Raw genomic sequence first — 17142 nt, forward strand, 5'->3', positions numbered from 1 at the left:
GTGGGGGTGCGATCCTTACGGCCGCAGCGGGAAGGAAAAGTATCTTTTCGCGATGGTGGCGAAGGTCTTGTCGGCGATGATGGCGTCCAGCGCCGCGTTCAGTTCGCCGACGAGCCGGGTGTCGTCCTTGCGCACGGCAATGCCGATCTCGGTGCCGAGCGCCGGATCGGTGACGTTCTCGCCGATCTGCTCATAGGCGCTCACGCCGCCGTTGGCTTCCATCCACGGCACCATGGCGGGAGCCTCGGCGAACACCGCGTCGAGCCGGCCGTTCTGGAAATCGAGGAACATGTCGTCGCTCGACGGGTAGGCATGGAGCTCGATGGCGTCGCCGAAGTGGTCGCGCAGCCACGCTTCATGCGTGGTGGCGGCCTGCACGCCGACCGTGTGGCCCTTCAGGCTTTCGGGCGTGAAGGCAAGCCCGCTGCCCTTGTTGGTGATCATCATGCCGTAGGAAAAGTAGTAGGGCTTGGTGAACAGGATTTGCCGGCGGCGTTCGGGGGTGATCGTCATGGACGACATCAGCACGTCGAACTTGCCCGCCTGCAGCGCCGGGATGAGGCCGTCCCACGGCACCACCACCCATTCGCACTTGCGCTCCAGCTGGGCGCACAGCGCCTCGCCGATATCGACGTCGAAGCCCTGGACCTTGCCGGCGGCATCGACGAAGTTGAAGGGCGGGTAGGCGCCCTCCACCCCCATGCGCAGTGGCGCGTCACCGGCATGGGCCGCAAAGAGGAGAGCCAGCAGGCAGGCTATCGCGGCGAGGAAGGCTTTCACGAAAGATGCCACTTCTTTTGCGGCTTCATACTTACACCTCAGGGCCCATCGCATGGACGCCCCTCTCCGTCTCGGCTTCGCCGAGCCACTTCTGCCCCCAATGCATGGGGCCGAGAAAATGCCGGACGCCAAGATCCTGACGCCGGAAAGCTTGAGTTCCTCCCCCCATGAACGGGGAGAGGTGGGAGTAATGGTCCCAGAGGGCTGCCGCTTCATCAACGCCGCCCGCTCCCCGATCAACTCCGTTCAGTCCTTGGCGCGTTCCACGTAGGAACCGTCGGCGGTCATGACGACGATGCGGGTGCCGACGCCGATGTGGGGCGGCACGGTGGTCTTGACGCCGTTCGACAGGATCGCCGGCTTGTAGGAGGACGAGGCGGTCTGGCCCTTGGTGGTGGGTTCCGTCTCCACGACCTCGTAGACCGCGCGCTGCGGCAGTTCGATGGCGATGCCGACGCCCTCGTGCACCGACAGCGTCACCGCCATGCCTTCCTGCAGATAAGGAGCCTGGTCGCCGATCACGTCTTCCGCCACCGCGACCTGGTCATAAGTCTCGGGGTTCATGAAGTGGAAGCCCTCGCCGTCGCTGTAGAGGAAGGTGAACGGACGGTCCTCGACATGGGCGCGTTCGACCTGCTCGGTGGTGCGGTAGCGCTCGGACACCTTCACGCCGTCGGAAATGCGGCGCATGTCGAGCTGGGTGACGGGCGTGCCCTTGCCAGGATGGATATTCTCGGCAAAGAGGATCACATAGAGCTTGCCGTCCTTGTCGACGACATTGCCCTTACGGAGGGAACTGGCAATTACCTTCACAAGTCTTCTTCCTGAAATCTCGGGTTGCGGCCGGCTAACGCCGCCATGGTGGGCGCTTTACCTTATCTTGACGCCAACCGCCAGCCACCCCTTAGAATGAGCGCCCGCATTAGCCATGAACCCCCGTTCGCCCAAAGCCTCGCCCTGGTGGACGCCGCACGTCCACGCCGACCGGCGGCCGCGCCTGTTGCTGCGCAACCGGATCAAGGCGGCGGCGCGCGCCTTTTTCGACAGGCACGACTTCATCGAGGTCGATGCCGCCGCCCTGCAAGTCTCGCCCGGCAACGAAACGCATCTCAGCGCCTTCGCCACCACCGAGATCCGGCCCGACGCGACGGCTGCCCCGCTCTACCTGCACACCTCGCCTGAATTCGCCTGCAAGAAGCTACTGGCGGCCGGCGAGCAGCGTATCTTCAGCCTCGGCCCGGTATGGCGCAACCGCGAGCGCGGCGCGCTGCACCATCCCGAATTCACCATGCTGGAATGGTACCGCGTCGGCGAAAGCTACGAGAGCCTGATGGAAGACTGCGCTTCCCTCCTGCGGCTTGCCGCCGAGCAGGCCGGCACCGCGCGCTTTTCCTTCCGGGGCCGCGAAGCCGACCCCTTCGCCGAGCCGGAGCGGCTAACGGTGGCCGATGCCTTCCAGCGCCATGCCGGCATCGACCTTCTGGCCACCGTTACCGCCAGCGGCACAACGGACCGGGATAGGCTCAACGCCGCGCTGGTCAAGGCCGGCCTGCGCACTGCGCCGGACGATAGCTGGACCGACCTTTACAGCCGCGTCATGGTGGAATGCGTAGAGCCCAATCTCGGCATGGGCCGGGCGACCGTGCTTTACGAATACCCGATCAGCGAGGCGGCGCTGGCGCGCCCTGCTCCGCACGATCCGCGCGTGGCCGAGCGTTTCGAGCTTTATTGCTGCGGCGTGGAACTGGCCAACGGCTTCGGCGAACTCACCGACCCGGTCGAGCAACGCGCGCGTTTCGAGGCCGACATGGACGAGAAGGAGCGCATCTATGGCGAGCGCTATCCGCTCGACGAGGATTTTCTGGCGGCGCTGGCCATCATGCCCGACGCCAGCGGCGTGGCGCTCGGCTTCGACCGCCTGGTGATGCTGGCGGCGGGAGCTGCCCGCATCGAGGATGTCCTGTGGACGCCGGTGGCGGACAGCTCCGCCGGCTGACGCCATTCAGTCCGCGTCACGGCCGGCGGAAAGGCGCGAGGCCAAGGGCCTCACGCCCGGTGCGCGGCTACTTCTTTTCCGAATAGGCCCTGAGCGCCGAGGCGATTTCGCCCTTGGCCTTCTCGGCCGGCTCGAAGCCCTTGAGTTCGACCTTCTTGCTGCCCTCGGGAATGTTCTTGTAGACGGCGAAGAAGGCCTGCAGGCGCTCCTGCTCGATTTTCGGCAAGTCCGAGACTTCCTTGATCGCCTCGAAGGTCGGATCCACCTTGGAAACCGGCACGGCGACGATCTTGTCGTCCACCTCGCCGCCGTCGATCATCTTGAGCACGCCGATGGGGCGCACACGGATGACCGCGCCCGGCGCGATCGGCTCGCGCGTGTAGACGAGCGCGTCGAGCGGATCGCCGTCGCCGCCCAGCGAACTGGTGATGGAGCCGTAGTTCGCCGGATAGGCGACCGGCATGGAGACGAAGCGGTCCACGACGATGTGGCCGGTCTCGACGTCGATCTCGTATTTGGTGAAGCCGCCGGCCGGGATCTCGATGGCCGTGTAGAATTCGCTGCCGTCGTCGGCCGGCTGCGGGTGGTCCGCCAGGGCGACATAATCCGCGGCGAAGCCGGCGGCGCCGCTCAGGAAAAGAGCCGCGAGGGCGGAGAGAACGATTTTCATGAAATGCTCCAGGCAGGATTGCGTGACGCGATCCGCCTAGACGCCGTGCATTACAGGCTTGTGACATCGGCGCCGGCAAGCAGGCCGGGCCGCACAAAAGCAAAGGGCCGGCTGAGCCGGCCCCCGAAACCTCAGTGTTCCATCGCCTTGACGATGTCTTCGGTCATCTTCTTGGCGTCGCCGAGCAGCATCATGGTGCCGTCCTTGTAGAACAGCGTGTTGTCGATGCCGGCATAGCCGGAGCCCAGCGAGCGCTTGACGAACAGGCAGGTGCGCGCCTTGTCGACGTCGAGGATCGGCATGCCGAAGATCGGCGACGACTTGTCGTCGCGGGCTGCCGGGTTGGTGACGTCGTTGGCGCCGATGACATAGGCGACGTCGGCCTGCGCGAACTCGGAGTTGATGTCCTCCAGTTCGAACACCTCGTCATAGGGCACGTTGGCTTCGGCCAGGAGCACGTTCATGTGGCCGGGCATGCGGCCGGCGACCGGGTGGATGGCGTATTTCACTTCCACGCCGTTGGCCTTCAGCTTGTCGGCCATTTCGCGCAGCGCGTGCTGGGCCTGCGCCACCGCCATGCCGTAGCCGGGCACGATGATGACCTTCTGCGCGTTCATCATCAGGTAGGCGGCGTCGTCGGCCGAGCCCTGCTTGACGGTGCGCTCGATGCCGTCATCGCCGCCGGCGGCAGCCGTGTCGCCACCGAAGCCGCCGAGGATGACGGAGATGAAGGAGCGGTTCATGCCCTTGCACATGATGTAGGACAGGATGGCGCCGCTGGAGCCCACCAGCGCGCCGGTGATGATCAGCGCCAGGTTGCCGAGCGTGAAGCCGAGGGCTGCCGCCGCCCAGCCGGAATAGGAGTTCAGCATCGAGATGACGACCGGCATGTCGGCGCCGCCGATCGGCACGATCAGCAGCACGCCGAGCAGCAGCGAGGCGGCCACGATCAGCCAGAACACGAACTTCGATTCGGTGCCGACGAGCGTCACGATCAGCACCACCAGCGCCAGGCCAAGGACGATGTTGATCGCATGGCGCGCCGGCAGCAGGATCGGCTTGCCGGACATGCGCCCGTCGAGCTTGAGGAAGGCGATGACCGAGCCGGTGAAGGTGATGGCGCCGATGGCGACGCCAAGGCTCATCTCGACCAGCGCCTGCCCATGGATGGAGCCGATCTCGCCGATGCCGAAAGCATGCGGCGCATAGATCGCGGCGGCGGCCACCATGACGGCGGCAAGGCCGACCAGGCTGTGGAACGCGGCGATCAGCTGCGGCATAGCGGTCATGGCGATGCGGCGCGCGATGAACGCGCCCACCGCGCCGCCGATGGCGAGGCCGAGCACGATCAGGCCGAAGCCGCCGGGGGAAGGCACCGCCAGCGCCAGCGTGGTGACGATGGCGATCGCCATGCCGATCATGCCGTAGATGTTGCCCTTGCGGCTGGTGGTCGGATGCGACAGGCCACGCAGCGCCAGGATGAACAGGATGCCGGAAACGAGATAGAGGAAGGAAGCGAGGTTCAGCGACACGTCACTTGTCCTTCTTCTTGTACATTGCCAGCATGCGCTGGGTGACCAGGAAGCCGCCGAAGATGTTGACGGACACCAGGGCCAAAGCAATGAAGCCGAAGCCGGTCGCGGCTCCCGCCGCCGAGGCGCCGACGGCCAGCAGCGCGCCGACGACGATGACCGAGGAAATGGCGTTGGTGACGGCCATCAGCGGCGTATGCAGCGCCGGCGTCACCGACCAGACCACGTAGTAGCCGACGAAGATCGCCAAAACGAAGATGGCGAAGCGGAACACGAACGGGTCGATCGCCCCGCCCGACAGCGCATGCGCGGCGCCGCCCGCGGCATCGGCCGCACCGGAAGCCTCGAAATCCTGCAAGGCCATGCGCACGGCGGCGGATGCCTGGTCGAGTTGGTCCAGCGCTTTCTGCAGGGCTTCCATCACGCGCTCCCCTTCGTCGATTTAGCCGAGGGCTTTTTCGCCGCGGCCGGCTTCTTTGCCTTGGCCTTGGCAGGCGAAGCGTCGGCCACCAGCGTCTTGGCCGGGATGGCCGCCGGTTCGACATGCGGTTGTTCCGGCGCAGCCGCCTTGGCGAAGGCCGGGTGCACAACCGCGCCGCCGTCGGTCAGCATCGTCGCCTTGACCAGTTCGTCGTCGCGGTTGATGGCGAACGTCTTCGACGCCTTGTCGACCATCGTCTCGAGGAAGGTGTAGAGGTTCTTGGCGTAGAGCAGCGAGGCGGAGGCCGCGATCCGGCCCGGCACGTTGAGATGGCCGACAATCTTGACGCCGCCCTCGGTGATGGTGACCTTGCCGGGCACCGCGCCCTCGACGTTGCCGCCGCGCTCCACCGCGAGGTCGACCAGCACCGACCCCGGCTTCATCGAAGCCACGACCGCCGCCGAAACCAGCTTCGGCGCGGGGCGGCCGGGGATCAGCGCCGTGGTGATGACGATGTCCTGCTTGGCGATGTGCTCGGCCGTCAGCGCCGCCTGCTTGGCCTGGTATTCCTTGGACATTTCCTTGGCGTAGCCGCCCGCCGTCTCGGCTGCCCTGAACTCCTCGTCCTCGACGGCGATGAACTTGGCGCCCAGCGAGGCGACCTGTTCCTTGGCGGCGGGGCGAACGTCGGTCGCGGTCACCACCGCACCCAGGCGGCGCGCCGTGGCAATGGCCTGCAGGCCGGCGACGCCCGCGCCCATGACGAACACCTTCGCCGCCGGAACGGTGCCGGCCGCCGTCATCATCATCGGCAGGGCGCGGTCATACTCGGCGGCGGCGTCGATCACCGCCTGGTAGCCGGCGAGATTGGCCTGCGAGGACAAGACGTCCATCGACTGCGCGCGGGTGATGCGCGGCATGAATTCCATGGAAAAAGCGGTAATGCCCGCCTTGGCCATCGAGGCGACGGCCGCGTCGTTGCCGTAGGGGTCCATGGTGGCGAACACCGCGGCGCCCTTCTTGTAGCCCCTGAGTTCGGCATCGGTCGGGCGGCGCACCTTCAGCACCACGTCGGCCTTGCCGGCATCCGAGGCCTTGCCGATGGTCGCGCCCGCCTTGGCGAAGTCCTCGTCGGTGATGCGCGACGAGGTGCCGGCGCCTTTCTCGACAATGACGTCGAAGCCGAGGCCGGCAAGACGTTTCACCGTGTCGGGCGATCCCGCCACGCGGGTTTCGCTCGCGTCCACCTCACGCGGGATGAATATCGTCTGGCCCACCGCAGGATCCTTTCTGCTGGCGCTTCAAGTCCGGCGAGGTGCCGGCCCGCGCCCGCGACAGCGCATGGAAAGGTTCAGGAACGGCCTAGCGGAGGAGATAACCGCCGATGACCATGATGAGGAGGAAAAGGATCGTCGCCGAAACGAAGCCGGCCGTGGTGAAAAAGCCGAACGCCATGGCAATGAGCGTAGCGACACAAAACAGCGTGCCGTACTTGGCGAGCATGACGAACCCGTGGAAGGTGCGCTCGTGCTCGGGGTAATCCATACTAGCGCCCAGTTCGACCGGACCGGTCGGGGTGTGGTCAGCCATGCATATGCCCTCCGAATATCGTTTCTGCGCACATAGCGAAAAGCCGCGTCAAGGGCAATGGTTGTGATGCCGCACCGACACGTATCCCCGATATAGATTCGTTGGCCGGCCGGCCTGTCCCGTCAGTGCACGAGGTTGGGGAAAAGGCCGATGAGGCCGACGACGATCAGGTAGAGCGCCACAATGTAGTTCAGCAGGCGCGGCATCACCAGGATGAGGACGCCCGCGACCAGCGAGATCAGCGGCGTGAGGGTCAGGGTGGAAATGGTCATGTTCGGCTCCGCTCAGGACATGGATCGCCGGTTTCGGCGGCGGTCCACCAAGCAACGATTGGCGCGGCCAAAGGCTCCCGGGCAAGCGTTCAAAAGCGCGCGACACCGTCTCGCGCCATCGCCATGACAACGGTCCGGCTCAGGCCGCCTCGCGGTAATATTTGGCGGTCGGCAGGATGGTGAGCGGCGCCAGTTCGCCGGCCGCCGGCCGGGCGAACAGCAGCCGACGCTCCATCGGCGTCGAACGGAAGAAGGGGAAGCGCGCATAGTAGCGGGCTTCGTTGGCATAGGCGTTGGTGCGAAATAGGACGACCCTGTTGACCACACCCGGATAAGGCCGGGCCTCGCCGATCTGTTCCGAATAGTAGATGCGGCGATAGAAGCCGGCGTGGTCCTCGCGCACCGTGGACAGCCCGTAGGAAGCGCCGAAATAGAAGCAGGCCATGCCGGCCAGCCTCAGCGTCACATAGGCGAGTTGCGGATAAACGCGGGTCCACTCCGGGTCGGAAGCGAACCGGCTCATGCAGACGAACGTCTTGCCCTGCTCCAGCATCGGCTCCACGACATCGCCGAACGCCTTGGTCGAGGTCGACATCGGATAGTCGGCCGTGACGTGGTGGATGCGCATCGTGCTCAAAAGCCGCTGGTCGACATAGATGCCGAACCGATAGACATTGGGCGCCAGGTCGAGATCGTCGCTGATGATGTGGCGCGCGTCGTCCGGCACCATGTCGTTCCAGCGGTAGGCCTTGTAGCGAAGACGATAGATGTCCTCGAGGTCCTCGCCCTTGTCGCACCGCCGGTATTCGACCCTCTCGAGAAGAGAAAACACCTTGCTCGCAAGGCTTGAGGCATCCGGGCGATCTTCGTCCCCTTCTGCCTTCCCGCCAAGCGTCATCTGCCGCGTATTCATGTCAGAACCCCCGTACCACCGCCGCATCCAAGCGTCAGGCAAAACGGGGGCGTGTGTAAAGATTTAAATGAAAGAGACCTTGTTTACTCTACGTTAAGGTTAACAAAATATTAAAGTTTAGTAAAATATGAAGCACTTCTTCCCATTATGACCCCTCGCGATGCATGACAACCGAGCAGAACGGGTCTTTGGATGAAGGAAATGGGATGCCGACCGGGGCCGGTCAGCCTTCGACGAGGCGCTTGGACGCCTTCATCTTGTCGGCAAACGGCCAGATCGTGTTCGACATCGTCTTGATGCCGGAGGCGCTGAGCGCCGAGCCGAACAGGAAGCCCTGGAGCAGGTCGGGATGGATCTGCTTCGACAGGATCTTGAGCTGGTCGAACGTCTCCACGCCCTCGACCGTGACGTTGAGGCCGAGCTGGCGCGACATGTCGACGACGCCCTTCAGCAGCTTCAGCGAGCGGGAATTGCCGGTGACGTCCATGAGGAAGCTGCGGTCGATCTTGACCTTGTCGAGCGGCAGCTTGTGCAGGTAGCTCAGGCTCGAATAGCCGGTGCCGAAATCGTCCAGGGCGATCTTCACGCCCAGTGCCTTGATCTCGCGGATGAGGTCGCTGGTCGCCGACTTGTCGTCGAGCAGCGCGGTCTCGGTCACTTCGATCTCGAGGCGATGCGGGGCGAGTCCGGAAAGGGCCAGCGCGTCGCGCACCTTCTCAACCACGTCGCGGTTGCGGAAATCCTTGGCCGAAAGGTTTACCGAAACGCTGGTCTGGTCGGGCCAGTGGACGCACTCGCCGCACGCCGTCTGCAGCATGAAGGTGCTGATATCGGAAACGATGCCCATTTCCTCGGCCAGCGGAATGAACACGGCCGGCGAGACCGGGCCGAGTTCGGGATGATCCCAGCGGCACAGCGCCTCGCAACTCGCGATGCGCATGGTGCTCATCGAGACGATCGGCTGGTAGACGACACGCAGCCCGCCGGCCTCGACGGCGGCGCGCAGGTCCGCCTTCAGCAACTGCTTGTCGCGGAAGGCCTCGTCCATCGCGGTTTCAAACAGGCGCCAATTGTTCTTGCCGAGGTCCTTGGCCTCGTAGAGCGCCAGGTCGGCCTTCACGATCATCTCGTCGACATGGGTGCCGGCGACCGGCGACAGCACGACGCCGGCGCTGGCCTGGATGCGCAGGCAATGGCCGGCAACATCGATCTCGCCCTGCAGGCCGGCGAAAATGGCATCCATCAGCGAGACAAGGTGCGTCTCGTCCTCGATGCGGTCGAAAAAGACCATGAACTCGTCGCCGCCGAAGCGGCTGATGGAAACGCCGGGAGCAGAAAACGCCGCCAGCCGCTCGGCGACAGCGTAGATCAGGCCGTCGCCGATGGGGTGGCCGAGCGTGTCGTTGACGCTCTTGAAGTCGTCGAGGTCGAAGGCGGCAAGGCCACAGAGGCGGTTCTGGTCGCCCGTGGCAATCGATTCGCAGACCGTCTCATGGAAGTAGGCGCGGTTGGCGAGGCCGGTGAGGCTGTCGAACCGCGCCATGAAGCGGATCTTCTCTTCGGCCTCGACGCGCGCCGTGACATCCTCGAAAGTGATGACGCCCAGTTCCTGGCTGCCCTCGCGCGCCGAAAACTCGAAATGCTGGCCGTTGGAAAAGCCGACAAGGATCTTCCGATCCCTGCCCTCTCGCAACGCCCGCGTCAGTTGCGCCTCGACGTAGAAGCAGTCCTTCGCCGTCAGCATGCGACCGGCGACGCCACGCATCAACAGCGAGTGTACGGAACGGCCAAGCAGCGCGTCCGCCCCCTTCAGCGACATCAGGTGCGCGGCCTCCGCATTGGCCACAACGACCCGGCCGTCGGGACCCAGCATCACGAGGCCATGCGACATGGTGTTGAGCGCGCGGTTGAAGCGCTCGGCGATGTTGTTGGCACGCTTTTCGGCCGAAATCGCCGAGAACAGCGCATCGCGGATGGTATGGGCGTAGCGGTGGACCGCAAGCAGGAACGGCGTGGAGAGCAGGCCGAGCGTGACGTGATAGAAATCGCCGCGCAGGATGAAGCCGAGCGCCATCGGGCAGGTCAGCGCGACGATCAGCGTGATGACCATGCGCGGGGAGCCGTAGTTGCGGCCGGCGATGCCGAGCGCCGTCGCCAGCGCGATACAGACGGCCGCCGTTTCGGAGAAATTGTCGGTGGCCGAGGTGATGGCGATCAGGCAGAACATGCCCAGCACCGCGCCGTGCATGGCGCCCAGCACGATATAGCGGTTTTCGCGCTTGCGCGCCTGCTCGCGCGTCGCCAGCGGCGGCAGCGTGGCGAATTTGCGCATGTCGAGGACACGCAGCAGGCCCACGCCCAGCAGGGACAGCACCACGGCGAGATAGGCGGGATCGCCGGTCTTGGTCCAGACCAGGGTGATCAGGACAGATTGCGCCGCAAGGCCGATGGCAAGGGTAAAGCGGTCGCGAAAAAGGGTTTCCACGAACGGGATGTAGACGTCATCCGGCAGTTCTGTTTTCTTGCTTACGGCCACGTTCGTTCCCGCACTGGGAGCCCGAATGTGGCCTATTCGCCTTAAGAAAGGCTTAGAACCTTGCCGAATTCGTGCAAGAACTTGCAGGAAACTCTTGTAAACGGGACGAATTCACGGCCCGGCTAAACAAGCAGTATCTTTTTACTCCGCAGCCTGAAGATTCGGTAAAGCCGGTTCGCCCGCCAGCCGGGCGATCAGCCTTTCGCGCTCGGGCGCGGCTTTTTCGATGGCGGCGAGCTTCACATGGCCGTAGCCGCGAATGATCTGCGGTACCGCGGCGAGCCCTGCCGCCGCCTCGACCGTGGCGGGCGCAAGCCGTTCGGCGATGAGGTCGAGGTCGCCTTCGTACTGCGCCAGCAGCTTCCTCTCCAGCCGCCGCTCGGCGCTATAGCCGAACAGATCGAGCGGTGTCCCACGCAATCCCTTGAGGGCGGCGAGCACGCGAAACGCCTTCATCATCCACGGGCCGAAGCTGGATTTCCTTGGCTTTCCTTCGCTGTCGCGGCGCCCGAGGATCGGCGGCGCGAGATGGAATTCGAGCCGCTCATAGCTCTGGAACTGTTCCGACACCTGGCGGGCGAAGGAGCCGTCCGTATATAGCCGTGCCACCTCGTACTCGTCCTTGACGGCCATCAGCTTGAACAGGTTATCCACAGCGAGCGCCGTAACCACGGTCGAACCGGGAACCGCGCGATCCTCGTCGGCGCGAAGGGCCGCGATGCGGTCGGCGTAGCGCCTGCCGTAAGCGGCGTTCTGGTAGGCGGTGAGGAAGGCCACGCGGCGGGCGATCCGCTCGTCCAGCGTCTCGGCAGGCTTCGCGCCTTGGGAGACGCCGCCGGACTTGTTCGCCAGGTCGCGCACGAAACCGGGCTCCTGCGCAGCGCGCCGGCCCCAACGGAAGGCCGCGACGTTCATGGCGACCGCCTGGCCGTTGAGTCCGATCGCCTTTTCGATGGCTTCTGCCGACAACGGCAGGCCGCCATGCTGGAAGGCGAAGCCGAGCAGGAACATGTTGGCGCCGAGCGAATCGCCGAACAGGGCGGTGGCGGTGCGGCTGGCATCGAAGAAATGCGCCTTGCCGTCGCCGGCGGCGGCGCGGATCGCCTTCTTCAGCCGCTCGACCGGCAGCGAGAAATCCGCCTGCCGGGTAAATTCGCCCGGCATGATCTCGGCGGTGTTGACCAGGAACAGCGTGTGGTTCTCGCGGACCGCCGCCAGCACCTTCTTCGCGCCCGACACCACCAGGTCGCAGCCCAGCACGAGATCGGCCTTGCCGGCCGATACGCGGATGGCATGGATGTCCTGCGGCGAAACGGCGATGCGGACATGGGTGAACACCGAGCCGCCCTTCTGGGCGAGCCCGGCCATGTCGATCATGCCGCAGCCCTTGCCCTCCAGATGCGCCGCCATGCCGAGGATGGCGCCGACGGTGACGACGCCGGTGCCGCCGACCCCGTCGATGATGGCCGACCAGCCGTCGCGCCCGAGCAGGAACGGCGCGGGCTCGCTCACGCCCTCCAGCGGGTCGACGTTGCCGGCGATCCCGCCGGCCTTGCGCGTCTTTGCGCCATGCGCGGTAACGAAGGACGGGCAGAAGCCGTCGACGCAGGAAAAGTCCTTGTTGCAGGAGGACTGGTCGATGCGCCGCTTGCGGCCGAATTCGGTTTCCACCGGCTGCACGGAAACGCAGTTCGATTTCACGCCGCAGTCGCCGCAGCCCTCGCAGACCAGTTCGTTGATGAAGACGCGCTTGTCCGGGTCGGGATAGGCGCCGCGCTTGCGGCGGCGGCGCTTTTCGGCAGCGCAGGTCTGGTCGTAGAGCAGCACCGACACGCCCTTGACCCCGCGCAGTTCGCGCTGCACGCGGTCCAGTTCCTCGCGGTGATGGATGCTGACATGCTCCGGGAAGGTGACCCGCCCGGCATATTTGTCCGGATCGTCGGTGACGACGGCGATACGCTCGACGCCTTCGGCGCGCACCTGTCGCGCGATCATGTCGACCGTCAGCCCGCCTTCATGCGGCTGGCCGCCGGTCATGGCCACGGCATCGTTATAGAGTATCTTGAAGGTCATGTTGGCGCTGCTCGCCAGCGCGAAGCGGATGGCGAGCACGCCGGAATGGTTATAGGTGCCGTCGCCGAGATTCTGGAAAATGTGGTCGCGCTTCGAGAACGGCGCCTGGCCGACCCACTGCGCCCCCTCCCCGCCCATGGCGGTGAAGCCGATGGTCGAGCGGTCCATCCACAACGCCATGAAGTGGCAGCCGATGCCGGCGGCGGCGACCGAACCTTCCGGCACCTTGGTCGATGAATTGTGCGGGCAACCGGAACAGAAGAAGGGCGTGCGCGAGCCGACATCGACGGTGTCGGCGAGCATGGCCTGGAACTGCCGCAGATTGGCGACGCGGGCGGCGATCGCCTCCGAATGGCCGATGGTTTTCAGGATGCGCTCGCCCAGCGCAATGGCGATATCGTTGGGGTCGAGCGCGCCCTTGGCCGGGAACAGCCAGTCGCCGCGCTCGTCCCTCTTGCCGACGATCTTCGGCTGGATGGACGTTCCATAGAGGTTTTCGCGCAGCTGCACCTCGATCAGCGAGCGCTTTTCCTCCACCACGACCACGGTTTCGAGACCGCGCGCGAAATCGGCGATGTGCTGGTAGTCGAGCGGCCAGGGGCAGCCGACCTTGAACAGGCTGACGCCGAGCCGGGCCGCTTCCACCTCGTCGATGCCGAGATCGTCCAGCGCCTGGCGCACGTCGAGATAGCTCTTGCCGACGGTGATGATGCCGATGCGCGGGTTGCTGCCGCCCCTGTAGACCAGCCGGTTCAGGCCGTTGGCGTGGATGAAGGCGCTGACGGCGGCGCGCTTGTATTCGTGCAGCCGCTCTTCCTGGCCGAGGAAATCGATCTCGTTGCGGATGTTGAGGCCGCCCGGCGGTATCTCGAAATCGGGCAGGACGATGCCGAGCCGATCAAGCGAGGCATCGACCGAGGCCGTCGATTCGATATTGTCCTTGACGCATTTGATCGCGGCCCAGGTGCCGGCAAAGCGCGACAGCGCGAAGCCGTAGAGGCCGTAGTCGATGATTTCCTGCACACCGGCCGGGTTGAGGATCGGCACCATGGCGTCGACGAAGGCGAACTCGGTGGCGTGCGCGTTGGTGGACGATTCGGCCATGTGGTCGTCGCCCATGAGCGCCAGCACGCCGCCATGCTTCGACGAGCCGGCGAGATTGGCGTGACGGAAGACGTCGCCGGAGCGGTCGACGCCCGGACCCTTGCCGTACCAGAGCGAAAAGACGCCGTCATATTTGCCCTCGCCGAGCACCTCTGCCTGTTGCGAGCCCCAGCAGGCGGTGGCGGCGAGTTCCTCGTTCAGGCCGGGCTGAAAGACGATGTCGGAACCGGCGAGGTGGCCCTTCGCCTTCCACAGCTGCAGGTCGAGCCCGCCGAGCGGCGAACCGCGATAGCCGGAAACGAAGCCGGCGGTGGCAAGCCCCGCCTGCCGGTCGCGCTCGCGCTGCATGAGCAGCATGCGCACCACCGCCTGCGCGCCGGAAAGAAAGACGCGCTCCTTGGCGAGGTCGAATTTGTCGTCGAGCGCGACTTCATGCAACGTCATCAGGCATTTTCCTGCGAAGACCGGAGGGGTGAATCACGGCTCGCGTCGAAATCCGGCTTTCAGTCTTGCCCTCCATACCGGACTGGTCAAACAAAATCGAGACGGCAGGATGGCCCCGGCCCGAGGCCTGTGAGGCTCGACCCCACTCCGTCTCGGCTTCGCCGAGCCACCTCTCCCCCGTTCGACGGGGGAGAGGAAACGCTTGCCACAAGCGCGACGCCCTTTCCTCTACCCCTTCGAGGGTGAGTGGGGGTCCGTCGCGACCTGTGCGATTGCTCCGATAACCGCTCCCGTCAGCCCGACGCCGGGCAGGAGACGCCGCGCCCGCCCGGAAGCCTGCCGTCCCGGTGGCCCTCGAGCTCGGGATTGGGCTGGTAGCCGGAGCCGACGACCAGCGGCCGGTCGGGCAGCATGTCCTCATCCTGCGCCGAAACCATCGTGGTTTCGATATCCTGCAACAGCTTGCCGTCCGCCCCCTGGATGCGAATCGCCACCTTGTAGGGGCGCTCCTTGACCACGCATTCCAGCGGCGGGCTCTCGATCGTCACCTTGGTATGGCCGGGAAACAGTTTCTGCGTGAACACCAGCGACTCGCCCCCGGCGGGGTTGTCCATGGTCGTGACCGCCACCTGCCCCGCCTCGATCGGCTTCAGCGGCTTCAGCGTCACGACATAGGTGAGCATGGCCTCGCGGTAGTTGAACACGACCAGCCGGCCGGTGATCTCGAACAGCGCCTCCTTGCCGGTGTCGCGGCAGGCGCCGAGCGCCAGTGCGACGACGAGCAGGAGAAATATCCAGCCCGGCGGGCGTGTGCGCTCCTCCGCTACCCCCACTCCTAACCCCTCCCCACGAGGGAGAGGGGGACCTGGCGGGCACCTCTGCGAATTCCCCTCCCCCTCGTGGGGAGGGGTTAGGAGTGGGGGTGTGGAGCCCACCAGGAAAGGGGATTTCCAAAGGCGACTGCCCCGTCTCTCAAGAGAGGAGACGGTCGGCAGGCCAGAGGGGGGCGCGGCGGGGCGCCTACCCTGCCGATCCGGCACTGAAAATATGGCAAAGCTAGGCATCGTCCATCTCCCTTTGCGCCCGGCGGCGGTGATAGTGGCGGCTCGCCTTGCGCCGGTTGCCGCAGACCGTCATGTCGCACCACAGGCGGCTCGAATTGCGGCTCCTGTCGAGAAACAGCCAGCCGCAGTTCGGACAGATCTTCAGCCGCTCCAGCATCCCCGGTGCCAGCAGCGACAGGGCGGAAACGGCCAAGGCCGCCTCGAAGGCGATGGGCGTGGCCGGATCGCCGAAAGGCGCTGCCGCCGGTCCGATGGTTTCCCTCGTGCCCGCCAGACCCGCCGCGCAGGCCGCGAGCAAGGGCGGCAGCTCGCCGGTATCGATCCCGCCGTCGCGCGCGGCGTTCCTGCACAGGCGGTCGACCGCCTCGCGGATCGAAAGCACCACCGGAGCAATCCTTTCCGGCTCGCTAGCGTCCAGCCGCCGGCCGCCAAGCTCGGCCGCGCGAAAATTGCCGGCGGCTTCGGCGAAGCGCGCGATCTCGGCAGCATCGTCGAAGCGGTCGAAAGTCCTTTGCGGATCGATGCGCAGCACGACCGTGTTCGCCGTATCGAGCGCCAGCAGGCCGCCGGCGAAGCGATGGGATATCCAGGAAACCGTCATCCCTCTAAATCTAACCGGTATATTGCGTTTGACAAGTTATATTAGCATAGGCAACCTATGCATCATCGACCGTCTTCAAGGGCCAGGCGCGGCGGATGCTCTATTTCCTCCAGCAGGTTCTCAACGGGCTGCATTCGGGGGCGCTCTACGCGCTGCTCGCCTTCGGCTATGCGCTCACCAACGGGGTGCTGCGCCGCATCAACCTCGCCTATGGCGCGGTCTTCGCCTTTTGCGGCCATACGATGATCCTGACCGCCGTCTGGGGCTACAATACCCTGTGGCTGACGCTGCCGGCCGCGATCGCGCTCGGCATCGCGGCGGCGATCGCCTATGCGATGCTGCTCGGCCTCGTATTGTCACGCCGCGTATTCCAGCCGCTTGCCGGGCGCTCGCCCAACACCATCGTCGCCGCCACGCTCGGCGTGCTGATCGCGCTGATGGAGCTTTCGCGCCTCGCCGCCGACACGCACGACTTCTGGCTGCCGCCGATGCTGGCGCAGCCGGTGGTCTTCGCCGAAGACAAAGCCTTCAGGGCAACGCTGACGGCGATCCAGCTCATCGACTGCGCCGTCGTCGTGGCGGTGGTGGCGCTGGCGGGGTGGCTGCTGGCACGCTCGGGCTTCGGCCGCAAATGGCGCGCCGTCTGCGACGATCCGTTGACCGCCGCCCTTTGCGGCGTCGACCCCGGCGGCATCTTCCATGCCGCCGTGCTGGGCGGTGCGCTGTGTGCGGCGCTGGCCGGCATCATGGCCGGGCTCTATTACGGCAATATCGGGTTCGGCGAAGGACTGACCTACGGACTGAAAATCCTGTTCGTCACCGCCGTCGGCGGCTTCCTGTCACCGCTGCGCGCCGCCCTCGGCGCCGCCGCCTTCGGCATGGGCGAGTCGCTGTGGGCCGGCTATTTCCCGATCGAATGGCGCGATGCGTGGATGTATTTCCTGCTGGTCGCCATGCTGGTGCTGACGGCGCCCGGCCGCGACGCCAAGGTTCCCTGAAACGCCGCTGCTCAGTTGACCTGACCTTGCGCGCACGGCATACCGCTCGACAAGGCGCGCCGGAGAAAAATCGAAAAGCCGTGCGCCACCCGAAAGGGAGGAACCGGATGGGCTTATTCATCGCCCTTTACACGTCACCCGTCTTGCT

Annotated in this window: 15 protein-coding genes; 2 read left to right on the forward strand and 13 right to left on the reverse strand. The window is 65.4% G+C overall.

What is annotated here, in order from left to right:
- Nucleotides 1-15: 15 nt before the first annotated feature.
- Complete coding sequence (locus tag ACFOHJ_RS21275; RefSeq protein ID WP_378224492.1) at nucleotides 16-780, reverse strand: transporter substrate-binding domain-containing protein; 765 nt, start codon at nucleotides 778-780, stop codon at nucleotides 16-18.
- A gap of 246 nt (nucleotides 781-1026) precedes the next feature.
- On the reverse strand, nucleotides 1027-1593 hold the full coding sequence (gene efp / locus ACFOHJ_RS21280; RefSeq protein ID WP_378224493.1) for an elongation factor P: 567 nt from the start codon (nucleotides 1591-1593) through the stop codon (nucleotides 1027-1029).
- 115 nt (nucleotides 1594-1708) lie between these two features.
- On the opposite strand from efp, the gene epmA reads away from it, so the two are divergent.
- The gene (gene epmA, locus ACFOHJ_RS21285) at nucleotides 1709-2776 is read left to right on the forward strand and encodes an EF-P lysine aminoacylase EpmA (RefSeq protein WP_378224495.1); all 1068 of its coding nucleotides are present in this window, start codon (nucleotides 1709-1711) and stop codon (nucleotides 2774-2776) included.
- 67 nt (nucleotides 2777-2843) lie between these two features.
- On the opposite strand, the gene ACFOHJ_RS21290 is transcribed toward epmA, so the two are convergent.
- From ACFOHJ_RS21290 to ACFOHJ_RS21340, 11 genes are all read right to left on the reverse strand, one after another.
- Nucleotides 2844-3446 (reverse strand): inorganic diphosphatase, encoded by a 603-nt coding sequence (locus ACFOHJ_RS21290; RefSeq protein WP_378224496.1) that lies wholly within the window; start codon nucleotides 3444-3446, stop codon nucleotides 2844-2846.
- A 131-nt stretch (nucleotides 3447-3577) separates the two neighbouring features.
- Nucleotides 3578-4978 (reverse strand): NAD(P)(+) transhydrogenase (Re/Si-specific) subunit beta, encoded by a 1401-nt coding sequence (locus tag ACFOHJ_RS21295; RefSeq protein WP_378224499.1) that lies wholly within the window; start codon nucleotides 4976-4978, stop codon nucleotides 3578-3580.
- Between the two features lies 1 nt (nucleotide 4979).
- On the reverse strand, nucleotides 4980-5399 hold the full coding sequence (locus tag ACFOHJ_RS21300; RefSeq protein ID WP_378224501.1) for an NAD(P) transhydrogenase subunit alpha: 420 nt from the start codon (nucleotides 5397-5399) through the stop codon (nucleotides 4980-4982).
- Entirely contained in the window at nucleotides 5399-6676 is a 1278-nt protein-coding gene (locus tag ACFOHJ_RS21305) for a Re/Si-specific NAD(P)(+) transhydrogenase subunit alpha (RefSeq protein ID WP_378224503.1), read from the reverse strand. Before ACFOHJ_RS21305 ends, ACFOHJ_RS21300 begins: the two co-directional genes overlap by 1 nt.
- Nucleotides 6677-6761: 85 nt before the next feature.
- Nucleotides 6762-6989: an aa3-type cytochrome c oxidase subunit IV gene (locus tag ACFOHJ_RS21310; protein WP_378224506.1), complete on the reverse strand. Its 228-nt coding sequence runs from the start codon at nucleotides 6987-6989 to the stop codon at nucleotides 6762-6764.
- Nucleotides 6990-7111: 122 nt separating this feature from the next.
- Nucleotides 7112-7261: a DUF3096 domain-containing protein gene (locus ACFOHJ_RS21315; RefSeq protein WP_378224509.1), complete on the reverse strand. Its 150-nt coding sequence runs from the start codon at nucleotides 7259-7261 to the stop codon at nucleotides 7112-7114.
- A 139-nt stretch (nucleotides 7262-7400) separates the two neighbouring features.
- The gene (locus tag ACFOHJ_RS21320) at nucleotides 7401-8174 is read right to left on the reverse strand and encodes an N-acyl amino acid synthase FeeM domain-containing protein (RefSeq protein ID WP_378224512.1); all 774 of its coding nucleotides are present in this window, start codon (nucleotides 8172-8174) and stop codon (nucleotides 7401-7403) included.
- A gap of 223 nt (nucleotides 8175-8397) precedes the next feature.
- Complete coding sequence (locus ACFOHJ_RS21325) at nucleotides 8398-10710, reverse strand: putative bifunctional diguanylate cyclase/phosphodiesterase (protein WP_378224515.1); 2313 nt, start codon at nucleotides 10708-10710, stop codon at nucleotides 8398-8400.
- A gap of 141 nt (nucleotides 10711-10851) precedes the next feature.
- On the reverse strand, nucleotides 10852-14331 hold the full coding sequence (locus tag ACFOHJ_RS21330) for an indolepyruvate ferredoxin oxidoreductase family protein (protein WP_378224518.1): 3480 nt from the start codon (nucleotides 14329-14331) through the stop codon (nucleotides 10852-10854).
- A gap of 293 nt (nucleotides 14332-14624) precedes the next feature.
- Nucleotides 14625-15164, reverse strand: coding sequence for a hypothetical protein (locus ACFOHJ_RS21335; RefSeq protein ID WP_378224521.1), 540 nt, complete (start codon nucleotides 15162-15164; stop codon nucleotides 14625-14627).
- 223 nt (nucleotides 15165-15387) lie between these two features.
- Complete coding sequence (locus tag ACFOHJ_RS21340) at nucleotides 15388-15996, reverse strand: CGNR zinc finger domain-containing protein (protein ID WP_378224523.1); 609 nt, start codon at nucleotides 15994-15996, stop codon at nucleotides 15388-15390.
- Nucleotides 15997-16091: 95 nt separating this feature from the next.
- Between ACFOHJ_RS21340 and ACFOHJ_RS21345 the strand changes: the two genes are divergently transcribed.
- Nucleotides 16092-16994, forward strand: coding sequence for a branched-chain amino acid ABC transporter permease (locus tag ACFOHJ_RS21345; RefSeq protein ID WP_378224526.1), 903 nt, complete (start codon nucleotides 16092-16094; stop codon nucleotides 16992-16994).
- Nucleotides 16995-17142 lie beyond the last annotated feature (148 nt).

It is taken from the genome of Aquamicrobium soli (assembly GCF_042646345.1).
GTDB classification, from domain to species: Bacteria; Pseudomonadota; Alphaproteobacteria; order Rhizobiales; family Rhizobiaceae; genus Mesorhizobium; species Mesorhizobium soli_A.

Excerpts from the sequence above, each read along its gene's own strand:
- epmA (WP_378224495.1), top strand. The coding sequence starts at position 1,709 with ATGAACCCCCGTTCGCCCAAAGCCTCGCCCTGGTGGACGCCGCACGTC.
- ACFOHJ_RS21320 (WP_378224512.1), bottom strand. The coding sequence starts at position 8,174 with ATGAATACGCGGCAGATGACGCTTGGCGGGAAGGCAGAAGGGGACGAA.
- ACFOHJ_RS21310 (WP_378224506.1), bottom strand. The coding sequence starts at position 6,989 with ATGGCTGACCACACCCCGACCGGTCCGGTCGAACTGGGCGCTAGTATG.
- ACFOHJ_RS21290 (WP_378224496.1), bottom strand. The coding sequence starts at position 3,446 with ATGAAAATCGTTCTCTCCGCCCTCGCGGCTCTTTTCCTGAGCGGCGCC.
- ACFOHJ_RS21315 (WP_378224509.1), bottom strand. The coding sequence starts at position 7,261 with ATGACCATTTCCACCCTGACCCTCACGCCGCTGATCTCGCTGGTCGCG.
- ACFOHJ_RS21300 (WP_378224501.1), bottom strand. The coding sequence starts at position 5,399 with ATGGAAGCCCTGCAGAAAGCGCTGGACCAACTCGACCAGGCATCCGCC.
- ACFOHJ_RS21330 (WP_378224518.1), bottom strand. The coding sequence starts at position 14,331 with ATGACGTTGCATGAAGTCGCGCTCGACGACAAATTCGACCTCGCCAAG.
- ACFOHJ_RS21345 (WP_378224526.1), top strand. The coding sequence starts at position 16,092 with ATGCTCTATTTCCTCCAGCAGGTTCTCAACGGGCTGCATTCGGGGGCG.
- ACFOHJ_RS21340 (WP_378224523.1), bottom strand. The coding sequence starts at position 15,996 with ATGACGGTTTCCTGGATATCCCATCGCTTCGCCGGCGGCCTGCTGGCG.